This is a genomic window from Microbacterium sp. LTA6, assembly GCF_045690355.1.
Taxonomy (GTDB): domain Bacteria; phylum Actinomycetota; class Actinomycetes; order Actinomycetales; family Microbacteriaceae; genus Microbacterium.
Window position 1 is genome coordinate 3,799,072 of the sequence record NZ_CP147855.1, and the last position, 14,061, is coordinate 3,813,132.

Here is a 14,061-nt window from a genome sequence, read left to right on the forward strand (position 1 = left end):
CGCTACTTCTTCTTCTTGCCCTGCGCTCGGCGCTGCTCGCGGTTGCCGGCCGCCGGCTGCTCCGCTTCCGTGCGCTGGCCGAAGGCACCGCGAGCGCCCTGCTCGGGTTCCGCCGGCTCGGTCGCGGCCGCCCGGGCCGCCGCTTGGCGGACCCGGTCTGTCGCAGCCTGCTGCACCTGACCGCGGTCGTTTCGCACCTCGACCTCGCCGGCGTCATTCGCCGCCGAGTACTCGAGACGCTGCTCGCCGCCGCCGTCGGAAAGGCCCTTCGCTTCGACTTCCGCTGTGTCGCTGTCGCCGGCCCGGCGCACCTCGACCTCGAGGTTGTAGAGGTAGCCGACCGACTCCTCCTTGATCTGCCCCATCATCGACTGGAACATCGAGTAGCCCTCGCGCTGGTACTCGATCAGCGGGTCGCGCTGCGCCATGGCGCGCAGACCGATGCCGTCCTTGAGGTAGTCCATCTCGTAGAGGTGATCGCGCCAGCGGCGATCGAGGACCTGCAGCACGACCCGACGCTCGAGCTCGCGCGTCGCTGCGGCACCGAGAGTTCCCTCGCGGTTCTCGTAGGCGATCTTCGCGTCGGAGAGCAGCTCGCGGGTGAGGCCGTCCGAGGTGATGCCGCCCTTGCGTCCACTGGCCTCTGCGACGACCTCGTCGATCGTGACGCCGACCGGGTAGAGGGTCTTCAGCTCCGTCCAGAGCGCGTCGAAGTCCCAGCTCTCGTTGTGCCCCTCGCCGGTGTGATCACGCACGACGCCGGTGACGGCATCCTCGATGAAGTGCTGCACACGGTCCGCGATGTCGTCACCCTGCAGGATGTGGCGGCGGTCCGCGTAGATCGCCTCGCGCTGACGGTTGAGGACGTCGTCGTACTTGAGGACGTTCTTGCGCATCTCGGCGTTGCGGGCCTCGACCTGCGACTGCGCGCTGCGGATCGCACGCGAGACCAGACCGGACTCGATCGGCACGTCATCCGGGAAGTTCGTACGGGAGAGGATCGCCTCGGCCGCTCCCGACTGGAAGAGCCGCATCAGATCATCGGTGAGGCTGAGGTAGAAGCGGCTCTCGCCGGGGTCGCCCTGACGTCCTGATCGTCCTCGCAGCTGGTTGTCGATGCGCCGCGACTCGTGACGCTCCGTACCGAGCACGTACAGCCCGCCGGATGCGACGACCTTCTCCGCCTCTTCGGCCACCGTCGCCTTCATCGCCTCGTAGGTCTCGTCCCAGGCGACCTCGTACTCCTCCGGTGTCTCCACCGGGTCGAGCCCCTTGGCCTTGAGTTCCTGAACGGCGAGGAACTCGGCGTTTCCGCCGAGCATGATGTCGGTGCCTCGACCGGCCATGTTCGTGGCGACGGTGACGGCGCCGAGGCGCCCGGCGCGTGCCACGATCTCGGCCTCGCGGGCGTGGTTCTTCGCGTTGAGCACCTCGTGCTTGACGCCCTTCTTGGCGAGCAGCCGGGAGAGATACTCGCTCTTCTCGACGCTGACGGTTCCGACGAGAACCGGCTGGCCGGCAGCGTGCCGCTCGGCGATGTCCTCGACGACCTGACCGAACTTCGCCGTCTCGTTCTTGTAGACGAGGTCGGACTGGTCCTTGCGGATCATCGGCTTGTTCGTCGGGATCGGGATGACGCCGAGCGAGTAGGTCGACATGAACTCGGCGGCCTCGGTCTCGGCCGTTCCGGTCATGCCAGCGAGCTTGTCGTAGAGGCGGAAGTAGTTCTGCAGCGTGACCGTGGCGAGGGTCTGGTTCTCGGCCTTGACCGGCACGCCTTCCTTGGCCTCGATCGCCTGGTGGATGCCCTCGTTGTACCGACGGCCGACCAGGATGCGCCCGGTGTGCTCGTCGACGATCATGACTTCGTCGTTCATGACGACGTAGTCCGTGTCCTTCTTGAACAGGGCGAGAGCCTTGATCGAGTTGTTCAGGAATGAGATCAGCGGCGTGTTCGCGGACTCGTAGAGGTTGTCGATGCCGAGGTAGTCCTCGACCTTCTCGATACCGGGCTCGAGCACGCCGACGGTGCGCTTCTTCTCGTCGACTTCGTAGTCCTCGCCTGCGACGAGGGTGCGCGCGATCTTCGCGAACTCCGCAAACCAGCGGTTCGCCTCACCCGAGGACGGACCGGAGATGATCAGCGGCGTGCGAGCCTCATCGATGAGGATCGAGTCGACCTCGTCGACGATGGCGAAGAAGTGGTCCCGCTGAACGAGATCCTCCTTGCGCCACGCCATGTTGTCGCGCAGGTAGTCGAAGCCGAACTCGTTGTTCGTGCCATAGGTGATGTCGGCGGAGTATTGCTCGCGACGCACGGCCGGGGTCTGACCGGAGACGATGATGCCCGTCTTCATGCCCAGTGCGCGGTAGATGCGCCCCATGAGTTCAGCCTGGTAGCTGGCGAGGTAGTCGTTGACCGTGATGACGTGCACGCCCTGGCCGGCGATGGCGTTGAGATACGCCGGGAACGTGGCGACGAGCGTCTTGCCCTCACCGGTCTTCATCTCGGCGATGTTGCCCAGGTGGAGGGCCGCGCCACCCATGAGCTGCACGTCGTAGGCGCGCATGCCGAGAGTCCGCTTGCCCGCTTCGCGGACGGCGGCGAACGCCTCCGGCATCAGCTGATCGAGCGTCTCGCCCTTTTCGAAGCGCATCCGCAGCTCCGCCGTCTCTCCGCGGAGCTCTTCGTCGGTGAGCTTCGTGAAGTCCTCTTCCAGCGCGTTCACTGCCTTCACGACCTGGTTCAGGCGGCGGATGACCCGCCCTTCGCCCGCGCGCAGCAGCTTCTCAAGAGGATTCGCCACAGATGTCTTCTCCCTGTTGGTGGGTCTTCTGCCGGCCGCCCGCCTTCGGGCACGCACAGACATACGGCTGCCATGTTACCGGGCTGTGACCTGCGCGTCGCCTGCGTGCATCCCGAAGGGAGGGTTTCTCCGCATGCATATACTCGGTATTGCTTTCCAATTCCCCGTGAACAGGAGTCTCCATGTCGGTGCGCCAGAGCCTGCTCGCGATCCTCGACCAGGGCCCCTGCTACGGCTATCAGCTGCGCCATGAGTTCGATCGGCGCACCGGTTCCACCTGGCCGCTCAACGTCGGGCAGATCTATAACACACTGGAGCGCCTGGAGCGTGACGGCCTGGTCTCCCGCGGAGACGCCGACGAGCAGGGACACGTGTATTGGGCGATCACCGACGCGGGTTCCGTCGAGGTCGCGCATTGGCTGTCCTCCCCCGTCCAGCGCGGCCAGGCGACCCGCGACGAGGTCGCGATCAAGCTCGCGATGGCGGCGACTCTTCCGGGCGTCGACGTCGCCGGCGTCATCCAGGGCCAGCGTTCCGAATCGCTCCAGCAACGGGAAAGGCTGAATGCCGCGACATACGCGGGCTCCGGATCCGAAGCCGAGGAACTCGCTTGGTCACTCGTGATCGCCTCGAGGATCTTCGCCGCCGAAGGCGAGTTGCGCTGGCTCGATCACGTCGAGGAACGCCTGGCGCAGCATCCGCAGCACGCCATCGGGCTGGGTTTGACCGCCGAACGCCCCCGCCGCGGCCGTCCGCTGAACGCTGAACGGAAAGCACGCTCCCCCGAGCCGCACCTCCCGTAGGATCGGAACCATGGCTGGATTCTGGGGCAAACGCAAGCGCGAAGACGAAGCACTCGCGGCGCAGGACGCCGATCTGGCGCGTCGCGCCGAGCAGGCCCTGGTCGCAGCGGACGAGCGGATCCGCACGACCTCCGACGAGTTGGCGTTCGCCGACGCCGAGCTGGGCGGATCGCTCACCGCCGACCTGAAGAAGGCGCTGACCGCGGTGCGCACCCACCTCCGCGAGGCCTTCCAACTGCACCAGCTCAACCACGATGAGATCCCTGACACCGCAGAAGAACTGCGCACCCGCAACGCGCGCATCGTTCAGCTGTGCGATTGGGCTCAGGATCTGCTGGATGAGAAGACGGGCGTCCTCGCCGAGTCGATCTCTCGCGTGCGGCGCGCACCCGAGGTCATCGCCCAGGTGCGCGCGGATGCCGAGACTCTGAGCGAGCGCATTCCGCAGACCAACGCGACCGTGGAGCGACTGGCCTCTCGTTATGCCGACTCGGCGATGGCGCAGATCACGGCGAGCGCGAAGGAAGCGGAGCAGCTCATCTCGTTCGCGACCCACGGAGCGAACGTGTCAGAGCGTCGTCGCGCGGCGAAGCAGAACGAGGAGGCGAATCTCGCCCTCGAGACGGCGACGGAAGCCACCCGACGCGCATCCGCCCTCCTCGACGCGGTGGAGGACTTCGAGATCGAGGCGCTGCGCGCCGAATCCACACTCGCCGAGGTCGTCGCAGACTCCCGCGGCGACATCATTGCGGCGCGCACCGCGCCGCAGGTGCCGGCGGTGCGCACGGCTGTCAGCAACCTCGAGCAGGCCCTGGCGGCGCTCTCACCCTCCGGCACGCCGAACGATCCCTTCGCCGAGCTCTCCCAGCTGCGCGAGGCGAACGGGGCGCTCGACGAAGCGATCGCCAAAGCCCGTCACCGTGAGCAGAATCCCCTGCCGACCGTGCAGCACGTTCAGCACGCGATCGACGACGCCGATCGTCAGCTCGGCGTCGCTCGCGGCCTGATCGCCGGTCACCGCGGCTGGATCGGCGCGGATGCACGCACCCGCCTTGCCGAGGCGGAGCGTCTGCGCGTCGACCTTCCTGCACTGCTTCCTGCCGAGGACACCCGCGAAGAGGCTCTCGCCGTCGCGCGGCGAGTCGCGCATCTGGCTTCCGAAGCCCTCCAGCTCGCCCAACGCGACATCGACTCGTCCCGCCCGCAGGATCAGGGCTGGGGCGGCGGCGACGGCTGGGGCGGCGGCGGACGCCGCGGCGGTGGCGGCGGCGACATCGCCTCCGGCCTCCTGGGCGGCCTCGTCATCGGCAGTCTCCTCGACGGCATCTTCGACTGAGGCGCGAATCAGGTTCGCTGAGCCAGTCGAAGCGTCTGGCACCGACGAGAGCGGCCCGGCCCCCGAAGGGACCGGGCCGCTCTCGTCTCAGCCTCAGGACGCCAGAGCCTCCGCAGGCGGAGCCTGCGTGCTCAGCGCGATGACGCCGTAGTCCCAGCCCTTGCGGCGGTAGACCACACTCGGGTGGTCGGTTGCGGCGTCGACGAACAGGAAGAAGTCGTGTCCGACGAGTTCCATCCGATCGACGGCTTCTTCGACGCTCATCCATTCGGCGTCGAAGCTCTTGGTGCGGATGACGACGGGTGAGTACGCCTCCTCCTCGTCGTTCTGCACCGGCACGCTGCCGGTCGCGACGGCACGCAGGAGATCGACGGATGCGGGCTGCACGTCGATTCCCTCAAGGGCTCCACTGCCCTTCTCGAAGTGTGCTCCACGAGGATGCTGACGTCCGTCGACCCTCTTCTCCTTCGCGCGGCGCAGCTGCGTCGACAACTTGTCGATCGCGAAGTCCAGCGCGACGAACTTGTCACCGTCGGTGGCCTCCGCCCGCACCACAGGTCCCTTGCCGACGAGCGTGAGCTCGACGGTCTCATCGGGCACATGGCCATTCCGGTAGACGCGATGCGTGACCTTCACATCCAGGCGCAGTGCTCGGGACGCGAGCGGCTGGACCCGGGCGATCTTCTCTTCGACAACGGTTCGGAAGCGGTCGGTGATACCCACTCCGACGCCAACGATGCTTGTTTCCATTGCTGTCTCCTTGTCCCGGTCCTCCCGGCCAAGGGCGGACCGTGGTCGCCTTGTGGTCCCTAACCGTAGTCCGCTCATCGCAGGAAGTCACGGCTCATTTTCTCCGTGTCCCCGGTGCGTTCTCGATGATTCTCCGGTGAAGCGGCGTGGCGGCGAGCGCGACCGCCGCCACGACGCGGAAGCCGGCGGATCCGAGCACACGCGATGCTTCATCGAAGGTCGCGCCGGTCGTGACGACGTCGTCCACCAGGACGACGTCGGTGCCGGCTCCCCACGTTCGAACGCGCATGCTGCCGCGCACGTTTTCGGCGCGTTCCTGCACGCCCAGCCCACGCTGGTCGACGGTCGCACGTGCAGCGAACAGCAGGCGATGCGGTTCGGCACCCGCACGACGTATCAGGAGATCCGGTACCCGGTAGCCGCGACGACGGAAGGCCGCGCGACCCGTCGGGATCGGCACCGCGACCGCGCCATCGGCCAGCGCTTCCGTCAACACCCCGGCCAGCGCACCGCCCAGGGGGCGGGCGAGCAGTGTCTCACCATCCCCCTTGAGGCGTCGGATGCAGCGCGCGGCGACCCCGTCATAGCCGAGCGCCGCCCGGACTCGTCGCCCCTCGGGAGTCGTGAACTCGCGCGGGTCCGGCGACAGCTGCGCGCGGCAGGAATCGCAGAGCAGCTCACCAGGCGCGTCGCAGCCGGCGCAGCACGCGGCGAGCAGCAGAGCGGCCAGTTCGGCGCCGATGGCCCTCAGCGGAACCAACGGAGAAGGCACGGAGGACGGCATCCCCTGATCCTGCACCGGCCGACCCTGCACCCGTCTGCCGACTCCCCCTCTTCGTGGAGAACTCGCGACGATCCGGAAGTGTGCAGAAGCGGCGGCGCGTCACTGACCTGCGCGGGTCGCGAGCAACGAGACACCAGACGTCGCCTCACGCCACGCGGAGCCGCTGCGCGCGAACAGTGCGCCGCTCGCGCCGAGAACACGAACACCGGCCGTGGTCCTCGACCCGGCGATCGAGACGGCGTCGGACGGGGCCGCCTCGCTCGTCGACGGTCCGGCGACGCGCTGCCACACCATCATCGGATCATCGGGTCCCGTCAGAATGCCGAGCCGGTCCGAACCGAGCCACACCAGACCGATCGCCGCACCGGGCAGCGTTCCGAGCACTTCGACCTCGTCACCGAGTGCGACGGGCACGCCGGCGCCGTCTCGGATCACCGCCGCGACCACGACTCGTCGCTGACCGCCGACGTTCACCACCGCGGCGACCCTGGCGCCGTCAGCGGCGACGCGCAGATGCGTGATGCCGGACACGTCGGGGAACGCCTTCGCGATCCGATGCTCCGTGACGCCAGCACCCCATGCGATGAGCCCGCGAGGATCGCCCGAGGGCACCGTCCACGTGTAGCCGTACGGGTCGATGGACGGCGTCACGAGCGCCGGTCCCCCGGGCAGCTGGTCGATCTGACCGTCGCCGACCCGGAAGACGCTCCCATCATCGAGTTGCACAGCGGCGTGCGAGTCGTCTGCCGCGACATCGATCGCGGCGATCGGCTGCGCGATGCTCAGGATCTCGCTGCTCACGCCAGGGATCGGCGTGATCTCGTCGCCGACGATCGTTCCGAACGCGCCCTCGGCCAGCACCAGAGAACCCGACGGCGCCGTCGACTGCTCCACTTCGACGACACCCGCACCGAGCACACGTCCGTCGACGCTGAACTGCACCTGGTTCACGCGCACGCCGGCGTCGGCGAGGCTGCGCTCCAGTTGCGTGCGCATCCGCGCGAGCGTCGTCTGATCGAGGTTCTGCGCAGCACTGTTGAGAGCGACATCGGCGATCTGATCGGTCCCGATGGGGACGGCGCCGAGGGCGAGGCGCACATCCGGCGGGAAGGCGCTCTGCACCGCGGGCTCCAGCCAGGCGCTGGGGGTGCCGCCGATCAGCGCCTGAGCGATCGTGGTGGCCGGCGCGGGACGACGAGGGAACCATCGCACGTCCGGCACGAGGCGTTTCCAGGTCTGATCGAAGTAGCTCAGCGCGTAGCCGATGAAGACCACCGAGAAAAGTCTCTCGTCGATCACGATGCCGTCGGGCGCTTTCGCGATGCGCCATTCGCCGTCCTCCGCGCGCACGACCTGGAACGGCATGCTTCCGGGGCCAGGGGCGTCGGAGTACTCCCCTGTCTCGTCGACGCTCGCGACCAGTTCCGTCTGCACCTGCACGTCGGCTTCGGTGGCCTGCTCCGCCTCCTCGCCGTCCTGGACGGACGAGGTGATCCTGCGCGTCGAGGCATCGGCGTCGATGGCCACGGCCTCGGCCGGCCTCCAGGTCGCGGCGAACTCCGGGGTGAGGAACTTCCGGGCTGTCTGCCATCCCTCATCCGGCGTGATCGCTGCTTCCATGAAGCCTTCGACGATCTCGGCGGGTCCGGCTCCGTCCACCGGACCGGACGCGAGCGGAAGGAATTCCGATTCGTCCGGCACCTGCCCCAAGGGCAGCCCGACTTCTACGTCGCTGCTGGTCGGGAGCCCCGTGCACGCCGAGAGCAGCACAGCGGCGGCGACCACGGCGATCCCGCGCAGCACGCGCCTTCGTGCGTCAGTCATCGCGACTCCCGTTCTCGCCGAACAGGTCACGGTGCAGGTCCGTGACCTCGATGGGCTGCGTCGCACTGCCGATCTCCATGAGCGTCTCCTGCGGCTCCAGCGGCACCGGCGATTCCCCCTCCAGCACACCGGCGCGACGCGGCAGCGTGAGCACGAAGTTGGTGCCGACGGCCAGCTCGGACCAGACCGTGAGCGTGCCGCCGTGCAGAGTGGCGTCGCCGAGGGCGATCGACAGACCGAGCCCGGTGCCGCCGATCGTGCGCTGGCGCGAGGGATCGGCCCGCCAGAAGCGGTCGAACACCCGCTCGGCATCCGCCGAGGTCATCCCCAACCCGAAATCGCGCACCCCCGCGGCCACGGCATGCTGATTGCTGTCGACGGTGATCACGATCGGCTTCCCCTCCCCGTGCTCGATCGCGTTGCCGATGAGGTTGCGCAGCACACGGCGCACGCGCCGCGGATCCATGTCGACCGGAGAATAGCCGCCGGGGGCCACCAGACGCAGTTCGCTGCCGTGACCGTCGGCGAGGGGCTTCATCTGCTCGATGATGTCTTCGGCGAGATGGGCGATGCTGGTCGCTTCGAGCTCGAGCTGCACGGAACCGGCGTCGTAGCGACTGATCTCCAGCAGGTCAGACAGCAGCGTCTCGAAACGCTGCACCTGGGCATGCAGAAGCTCGGTGGTCCGGGCGGTCGTCGGGTCGAAGTCGTCTCGCTGGTCGTTCAGGATGTCGGCAGCGAGCCTGATCGTCGTGAGCGGGGTGCGCAGCTCATGCGAGACGTCCGACACGAAGCGCTGCTGCACGAGCGACAGCTCGCCCAGCTCCTTGATCTGCGCCTCGATGCTGTCGGCCATCGCGTTGAACGAGCGCCCGAGTGTCGCCAGTTCGTCCTCGCCACGCACCTGCAGACGCACGCCGAGGTCACCGGATGCGAGCCGGGCGCTCGTCTCCGCCGCCTCCACGATCGGGGTCGACACCGTGCGCAGCACGACCCACGAGATCGCGGCCACGATGGCGACCAGTCCGATGCCGGCGATCCAGAGCGTGCGCTGCACAAAACTGAGAGTCTGATCGGCGTCGGCGAGGTCGTACGCGATGTAGAGCTCGAACGGACCCACTTCCGGCACGACCAGCTGCTGACCGACGATGATCCCCGGGACTTCGCCGCCGCCCTCTGTCGGCAGGGCGACGGACTGCCACCACTGCCGATCGTCGAACTCGGCGACGAGCCTGCTCAGCGCCGGGCTCAGATCGTTGGTGCTGAGTCCGGCGGTGAATCCGTTGAGCCGCACAGCGGACGACTCGGAATCGATTCTGTTGGCCAGGAGCATGTCCGACGACGAGTTGCGTCCCAGGTCTTCCTGGATCCGGTCCCACAGGTCCCTGAGCGCGGCAGGATCGTCGCCGACCTCGGCGACATCCAGCGTCCTCTGCGCCTGATCGACCGCCCGCTGGGCATCTTCGAGCGCCTGATTCTTGCGGGATACGAAGAGGTCGTTCTGGATGACGAGCGCCATCGTCACGCACGTGATGAAGATCGCGAGCGAAGTGAGCAGCAGCGTGACGGAGAGCGTCCGGAAGCGCAGCGAACGCCGCCAGAGAGCGGCGAGCGCGTCGGGCCAACCGCGCCAGTCGCGGAGGACCGCGACCGCTGTGGTGGTGGTGCCCGTCCCGGCCATCACCTGCGCCTAGCCGGAGGTGGCGACGCTGCCGGCGCGGTAGCCGACGCCGCGCACCGTCATGACGATCTTCGGGTTGTCCGGGTCGAGCTCGACCTTCGCCCGGAGGCGCTGCACGTGCACGTTCACGAGCCTGGTGTCGGCCTTGTAGTGGTATCCCCACACCTGTTCGAGCAGCATCTCCCGGGAGAAGACCTGCTGCGGCTTCGACGCGAGCGCCACCAGCAGCTGGAACTCGAGCGGAGTGAGCGCGATCGGTGCGGTACCGCGACGCACTTCGTGGGCGTCGACATCGACGGTGAGGTCACCCACGCGCAGCTGCTCGCCGGCGGTCTGCGTCACCGGCCGCAGGCGCGTGCGGATGCGGGCGACGAGCTCCTTCGGGTTGAAAGGCTTCACCATGTAGTCATCCGCCCCGACCTCGAGGCCACGGACGACATCTGCCGTATCGGTGCGTGCGGTGAGCATGATGATCGGGATGCCGGACTCGGCCCGGATCCGGGTGCAGATCTCGATCCCGTCCATACCGGGCAGCATGAGGTCGAGGAGAACCAGGTCGGGGCGCTGGGTGCGCCATTCCTCGACGGCTCGCGCACCGTCGGCGCAGAACACCGGCTCGAAGCCTTCGGTGCGCAGCACGATGCCGATCATCTCGGCGAGCGCGGTGTCGTCGTCGACCACAAGAATGCGTGAGGTCATACCGTTACCTTATGACACTCGCTCCGTTCTGCTCTGCGACCCGGCGCCCAGTGTTCTGCGGCCGCGTCGCCGTTGCGGATGTGACACGATGGGAGCGCACGACGGAGGGAGTGCTGTGAGCGGCCAGACGTGGACCCCTGCCCCGAAGAAGGGCATCATCCCCCTGCATCCTTTGACCTTCGGAATGCTGCTGGGCAAGGCCTTCGCCGCCCTGCGTCACAACCCCAAGGTTCTCTTCGGCTTCGCCGTGGTGATCCAGCTCATCGCCACTCTGGTGATGGCAGCCGTCATGGGCGTCGTGCTCTTTACGACGTTCTCGCGACTGGAGACGGTGTCCCCATCGTCACCTGACTTCGAGGCCGTGTTCGCCGGCACCATCCTCGCGAACATCCTCGCCGGCCTCGGCGTGGGCGTGGCATCGGTGGCGTTCACGGCACTGATGCAGGGCGTCGTCGCCGCAGAGGTCGGCTACGCCGCCATCGGTGTGAAGGCGTCCCTGGGCACGCTGTGGCGGAAGATGGCTCCCGCGTTCTGGCGGCTGGCCGGTTTCGCCTCCCTTTCGGTGCTCTTCATCTTCGGCCTGATCGCGATCGTGGTCGGCATCATCGCCGCGTTCGTGGCAGGCGGGCTCGGTTCGAGTGCGGAACTCATCGGCGTGACGGTGATCATCGTGCTGCTGATCCTCGCTGCCAGCATCCCGCTGATGGTGTGGTTGACGACGAAACTGCTCCTGGTCCCGTCGATCCTCGTGCTGGAGCGCGCGCGGTTCCGGGAAGCGCTGGTGCGCTCATGGCGGCTGACCAGAGGACGCTTCTGGGTCGCGTGGGGCGTGAGCTTCCTGATCAGCGTCATCATGGGCCTGGCGATGCAGGTCGTGAGCATTCCGGTCTCGCTCATCAGCACCCTGTTCGGCTCGGTCATCGCCCCCACGGGCTCGCCGGATGCCGGTGCGATCTTCGGATTCGTCTTCGCCATGCTCGCACCGCAGATCCTCCTGCTCGTCCTGCAGGCGATCACGCTGGTCGTGCAGAGCACAGGATCCGCGCTCGTCTACCTGGACTGCCGGATGCGGTACGAAGGACTCGACCAGGCACTCATCGCCCACGTGGAACGCCGTGACCTGGGGTGGACCGAAGACCAGTTGGGCGATCCCTACGCGGTCGATCCGACGCGCGCAGTGAGCAGTGCAGCACCGCCGAAGCAGACCCCCGAGTATGCGATGGCGCCAGCCGGATACGGATACCCGCCGCAGCAGTACGCGAACGCTCCCCAGCCGTATCAGGCCTACCCCGCGCAGGCGTATCCCGCTCAGCCGTACCCGGCGCCGGCGCACTCGGGCTACCCGCCCACTTCGCCCTACGCCGCCGTGCCGCCGCAGCAGGCCGCCCCCACCGTTCCGCAACAGGGATTCGCGCCGCCCCCTCCTGCTCCGCTTCCCCCTGCCGTCGCCAGCCCGCCGACGGACAGCCCCTGGGCCGCCCCGGGTTCCGATTCGGCATGATCCTGCGGTTCGACGAGCTCTTCGTCCCGGACGGCGACGAGGCGCAGCGCTGGGCCGAGGAGGAACTGGCCAATCCTCGCTACGCCGACGCGAGGCCGAACTGGTTCGACCTCGTCGCGCGCGACATCGGCCGCTTCCTCGCCGACCTGTTCACCTCGGAGACCAGTGCCGATGTGGGTCCGGCCGCGCTGATCATCGTCACCGTCGTCATCATCGCCGCCCTCATCGCTGCACTCATCATCTGGGGTCGCCCCCGCGATGCGAGAGCCGTGCGGCGTGCCCGCGGCGACCTGCTCGGTGAGCGCGATGACCGCAGCGCCGCCCAGTTGCGGGCAGAGGCCGAGCGCAGCGCCCGCGCTGGCGATTGGGATACGGCGACCATCCTCCGCTTCCGCGCCCTCGCCAGAGGGCTGCTCGAACGAGACCTCATCGATCCGGCGCCTGGCGCCACCGCTCAGGCGATCGCACGGGAGGCAGCGGCCGTGTTCCCTGCCGAGGACGGTCCGGTGCGGAGCGCCGCAACCGCCTTCGACGATGTCCGCTATCTGCAGCATCCGTCCGATGCCGAGCGCTACCGCGAGCTTGCGGCCACCGATGACCGGCTGAGCGCGCTGCGGCCGGAAGCGGTGCCCGCGTGAGTCTCGTCGATGACACCGCGGTCGCGCCGTCCACCGCGGTGCGCACCCGCGGGCGGCTGCGCCGGTTCGCGGGATGGGCGCTCATCGCCGTGCTCGTGCTGATCGTCGCCCTGGTCGGGCTGCGGGTCGCGGCGACCGCGCCGAACGCCCACGGCGGACTCGACCCCGAAGGACGCAACGACAGCGGCACCCTCGCGCTGGCCGAGATCCTGCGGGATCAGGGGGTCGAGGTGTCGGTGTTCCGCTCTCGAGCCGAGGCGCGAGCAGCCATCGACGACGACACCACCCTCGTGATGTCCAACCCGTACACCCTCTCCGATGAGGCGACCCTCGACCTCATCGAGCCGGCCGATCGCGTCGTCTTCCTCTCGACGGGCACTCACCTGCTCCGATTGCTCGAGATCGGCGAGACGGCATCGGGAAGCAGCGGACCCGTCGAAGCCGGGTGCTCCGAGGCGGAGTTCGCCGATGTCGGGACCATCCGCCCCGACCGGCTGTTCGAGCCCGCCGACGGCGTGCAGGGCTGCTTCGGCGACGACGAGGGTGCCGCCGTCCTCGTCGACGACGACGCTGACGGATGGCGCGCCGTGGTGGAGGGGACGAAGCTGTTCAGCAACGCCTACCTCGCCGAAGACGGCAACGCCGCCCTCGCCCTCGCCCTGCTCGGACAGACCGAACGAGTGGTCTGGTACGTCCCGACCTTCGAGGACTCCGATCTGGAGGGCGATGAGCCCGAGACGCTGGGCTCGCTCACTCCCGGTTGGGTGACGCCGGCGATCCTGCTGTTGATGATCGCCGGAGTCGCCGCGGCGATCTGGCGCGGTCAGCGCTTCGGGCCGCTGGTCGCGGAGACTCTCCCGGTGACCGTGCGCGCCTCGGAGACCATGCACGGCAGGGCGCGGCTCACCGCCAAGGCCGCGGATGCGACGCACGCCGCTGAAGCGCTGCGTGAGGGGTCGCTGCGTCGCCTCGCTCGTCGCCTGGGACTCGCCGCGCACGCCGGTGTCGATGAGGTCGCCGACGCCGCAGCCGATCGGCTTCGCATTCCACGTGGATCCCTGCAGGAACTGCTGGGCGGCCCACTGCCCACCGACGACCACGGCCTGATCGACCTCGCCCGCCGGCTCAGCGAGCTCGAGGCATCCGTCGAGCAGAGCGCCCACTCGGCGAGGAGACCCGAATGACCGCAACAGATCCGACGTCCACCCATCCCGACGGAAGCCGAGGACACCTCGTGA

At 68.2% G+C, this 14,061-nt stretch carries 11 protein-coding genes; 5 read left to right on the forward strand and 6 right to left on the reverse strand.

Going from position 1 to position 14,061, the window contains the following annotated elements:
- Positions 1 to 2: 2 nt before the first annotated feature.
- Positions 3 to 2,807, reverse strand: a complete 2,805-nt coding sequence (secA, locus tag LTA6_RS18210) for a preprotein translocase subunit SecA (RefSeq protein WP_341975276.1) — start codon at positions 2,805 to 2,807, stop codon at positions 3 to 5.
- A gap of 182 nt (positions 2,808 to 2,989) precedes the next feature.
- Here secA and LTA6_RS18215 point away from each other — a divergent pair, with 182 nt between their 5' ends.
- Positions 2,990 to 3,610 carry a PadR family transcriptional regulator gene (locus LTA6_RS18215; protein ID WP_341975277.1) on the forward strand — a complete coding sequence of 207 codons (621 nt, stop codon included), beginning with the start codon at positions 2,990 to 2,992 and terminating at the stop codon, positions 3,608 to 3,610.
- Positions 3,611 to 3,620: 10 nt separating this feature from the next.
- The gene (locus LTA6_RS18220) at positions 3,621 to 4,946 is read left to right on the forward strand and encodes a hypothetical protein (protein ID WP_341975278.1); all 1,326 of its coding nucleotides are present in this window, start codon (positions 3,621 to 3,623) and stop codon (positions 4,944 to 4,946) included.
- Between the two features lie 93 nt (positions 4,947 to 5,039).
- Here LTA6_RS18220 and hpf read toward each other — a convergent pair whose 3' ends face one another.
- From hpf to mtrA, 5 genes are all read right to left on the reverse strand, one after another.
- Positions 5,040 to 5,696 carry a ribosome hibernation-promoting factor, HPF/YfiA family gene (gene hpf / locus LTA6_RS18225; RefSeq protein ID WP_341975279.1) on the reverse strand — a complete coding sequence of 219 codons (657 nt, stop codon included), beginning with the start codon at positions 5,694 to 5,696 and terminating at the stop codon, positions 5,040 to 5,042.
- A 94-nt stretch (positions 5,697 to 5,790) separates the two neighbouring features.
- Positions 5,791 to 6,480, reverse strand: a complete 690-nt coding sequence (locus tag LTA6_RS18230) for a ComF family protein (protein WP_407358363.1) — start codon at positions 6,478 to 6,480, stop codon at positions 5,791 to 5,793.
- A 99-nt stretch (positions 6,481 to 6,579) separates the two neighbouring features.
- Entirely contained in the window at positions 6,580 to 8,304 is a 1,725-nt protein-coding gene (locus LTA6_RS18235) for an LpqB family beta-propeller domain-containing protein (protein ID WP_407358364.1), read from the reverse strand.
- On the reverse strand, positions 8,297 to 9,985 hold the full coding sequence (mtrB, locus tag LTA6_RS18240) for an MtrAB system histidine kinase MtrB (RefSeq protein WP_341975282.1): 1,689 nt from the start codon (positions 9,983 to 9,985) through the stop codon (positions 8,297 to 8,299). The genes LTA6_RS18235 and mtrB overlap by 8 nt, the downstream gene beginning before the upstream one ends.
- Positions 9,986 to 9,994: 9 nt before the next feature.
- Positions 9,995 to 10,684 carry an MtrAB system response regulator MtrA gene (gene mtrA / locus LTA6_RS18245; RefSeq protein WP_341975283.1) on the reverse strand — a complete coding sequence of 230 codons (690 nt, stop codon included), beginning with the start codon at positions 10,682 to 10,684 and terminating at the stop codon, positions 9,995 to 9,997.
- 115 nt (positions 10,685 to 10,799) lie between these two features.
- On the opposite strand from mtrA, the gene LTA6_RS18250 reads away from it, so the two are divergent.
- From LTA6_RS18250 to LTA6_RS18260, 3 genes are read left to right on the forward strand one after another with little or no spacing between them, the layout of a single operon-like run.
- The gene (locus LTA6_RS18250) at positions 10,800 to 12,185 is read left to right on the forward strand and encodes a glycerophosphoryl diester phosphodiesterase membrane domain-containing protein (RefSeq protein WP_407358365.1); all 1,386 of its coding nucleotides are present in this window, start codon (positions 10,800 to 10,802) and stop codon (positions 12,183 to 12,185) included.
- The gene (locus LTA6_RS18255; protein ID WP_407358366.1) at positions 12,182 to 12,823 is read left to right on the forward strand and encodes a DUF4129 domain-containing protein; all 642 of its coding nucleotides are present in this window, start codon (positions 12,182 to 12,184) and stop codon (positions 12,821 to 12,823) included. Before LTA6_RS18250 ends, LTA6_RS18255 begins: the two co-directional genes overlap by 4 nt.
- Positions 12,820 to 14,007: a DUF4350 domain-containing protein gene (locus LTA6_RS18260; RefSeq protein ID WP_407358367.1), complete on the forward strand. Its 1,188-nt coding sequence runs from the start codon at positions 12,820 to 12,822 to the stop codon at positions 14,005 to 14,007. Before LTA6_RS18255 ends, LTA6_RS18260 begins: the two co-directional genes overlap by 4 nt.
- Positions 14,008 to 14,061: the final 54 nt, after the last annotated feature.

Coding starts and splice junctions, on each gene's coding strand:
- LTA6_RS18215 (WP_341975277.1), top strand. CDS start 2,990: ATGTCGGTGCGCCAGAGCCTGCTCGCGATCCTCGACCAGGGCCCCTGC.
- LTA6_RS18220 (WP_341975278.1), top strand. CDS start 3,621: ATGGCTGGATTCTGGGGCAAACGCAAGCGCGAAGACGAAGCACTCGCG.
- hpf (WP_341975279.1), bottom strand. CDS start 5,696: ATGGAAACAAGCATCGTTGGCGTCGGAGTGGGTATCACCGACCGCTTC.
- LTA6_RS18230 (WP_407358363.1), bottom strand. CDS start 6,480: ATGCCGTCCTCCGTGCCTTCTCCGTTGGTTCCGCTGAGGGCCATCGGC.
- LTA6_RS18235 (WP_407358364.1), bottom strand. CDS start 8,304: ATGACTGACGCACGAAGGCGCGTGCTGCGCGGGATCGCCGTGGTCGCC.
- mtrB (WP_341975282.1), bottom strand. CDS start 9,985: ATGGCCGGGACGGGCACCACCACCACAGCGGTCGCGGTCCTCCGCGAC.
- mtrA (WP_341975283.1), bottom strand. CDS start 10,684: ATGACCTCACGCATTCTTGTGGTCGACGACGACACCGCGCTCGCCGAG.
- LTA6_RS18255 (WP_407358366.1), top strand. CDS start 12,182: ATGATCCTGCGGTTCGACGAGCTCTTCGTCCCGGACGGCGACGAGGCG.